Annotated in this window: 2 protein-coding genes; one reads left to right on the plus strand and one right to left on the minus strand. The window is 48.4% G+C overall.

Going from position 1 to position 1,485, the window contains the following annotated elements; all coding sequences use genetic code 11:
- On the plus strand, positions 1 to 277 hold a 277-nt coding region (locus tag R7070_RS25040), incomplete at its 5' end, for a GGDEF domain-containing protein (RefSeq protein WP_318141376.1).
- A gap of 90 nt (positions 278 to 367) precedes the next feature.
- On the opposite strand, the gene R7070_RS25045 is transcribed toward R7070_RS25040, so the two are convergent.
- The coding region (locus R7070_RS25045) for a methyl-accepting chemotaxis protein (RefSeq protein ID WP_318141377.1) at positions 368 to 1,485 on the minus strand (1,118 nt) is incomplete at its 5' end.

Consider the following 1,485-nt stretch of genomic DNA (forward strand, 5'->3'; position numbering starts at 1 on the left):
CATCAAAAGCAGCTTGAGACGTTCAGACATGGTCGCGCGAATGGGCGGTGACGAGTTTTTAGTGGTCGTACACAATTTGGGAATGGAAGAGCACGTGCAGAAGTTACTGCAAAAGCTCAGGTTGGCGTTGTGTTCGACGCCCGTTATTTATGACGAAGAGCTGATTTACCTACGCGTGAGCATTGGTTACGCCATCTTCGATCCGCAAATGACTTCTCCAGAACAAATGATGAAAATCGCCGACGAACGGATGTATCAACAAAAACACGGCGGATAAAAAACAAAGCCCAGATTGATTCTGGGCTTTGTTGTATTTACAGAGTGAGAAAGATAGGGAAGGCAGAAAACTGCGTCCCCCAAGAATTCTCTATGCCAATTTGAAAGCACTTAGCTGGTGTTTTAGCTCCTTCGCTTCAGCTTGGTAACCGGAAACAATCTGGTTCAAGTCATCAGCGTGCTGACCCGTTTTGTGCGCGATGCTCGCCAATACGTCGATATCTTGGTCGATGGCTTCACATGCTTTAGATTGCTCAATGGTTGAGTGCGTAATGGTGCTGATGTGATTGTTCACGTGTTCGATGCTGCTTTCGAGTAAAGACACACTCTCATTCACTTGTTGCACGGATTCAAACGTGTCGTCACTGGCTTGTTTGCTCTTTGCCATGCTTTCTACTGAGAAACGGGTTTTCTCGCCAATTTGGTCCAACAGTTTGCTGATGTTCTCGGTAGCTTCTTGGCTGCGCTGCGCCAAATCACGCACTTCAGAAGAGACAACCGCGAAGCCGCGACCATGTTCGCCCGCACGAGCGGCTTCAATTGCTGCGTTAAGGGCTAATAAGTTGGTTTGTTCAGAAACGCTGTTGATGGTCTCGACTATTTGGCCAATGCTCTGCGTGTCGTTCGCCAATTCTGCCATGCATTGTTCAGTGGCGTTGATTTGCTCCAACAAGCTTTGTACGGAGCGGTAAGACAATTCACTTTGGGTCTGGCAGTCGACCACTTTGTTATTCATGGTTGTGGTGTCACCCATTGCGCGCTCTGCGGACTGAGCGATTTCCACACTCGATTGTGCGAGTTCAGTCATCGCGGTTGCGATGTTGTCGCACTTCGCGATGGTAGAGCGGCTACTGCTATCAAGATCCTGCGCAGATTCAACAATGTTTTGTAGTCGATTTGAGCTCTCGTTATTGGTCTTAGTAACGTCAAACAGCAGCTTTCTGAAGTTAGAGATCAAGGCATTAATGCTGTTCGAGATGGAAGCGATTTCATCTTTGCCGCGAGAATCGAGTTCAACCGTCATATCATGGTGCTCAGACATACTGCGCAGGGTTTGTTTTAGGCGACCAACGCGGCTTCGTAGGCTTGCAACCAACCCCCACACCATCGTGATCATAAGCAGAGAAATCACAGCAGTCGCAGCCATTAACAAGTTGCGATTTAACGTGGCTTGCTGCGCGGAATGTTCTGCTGCACTGAGCATCTGAT

This window comes from Vibrio sp. 1557 (genome assembly GCF_033340175.1).
Classification (GTDB): Bacteria; Pseudomonadota; Gammaproteobacteria; order Enterobacterales; family Vibrionaceae; genus Vibrio; species Vibrio alginolyticus.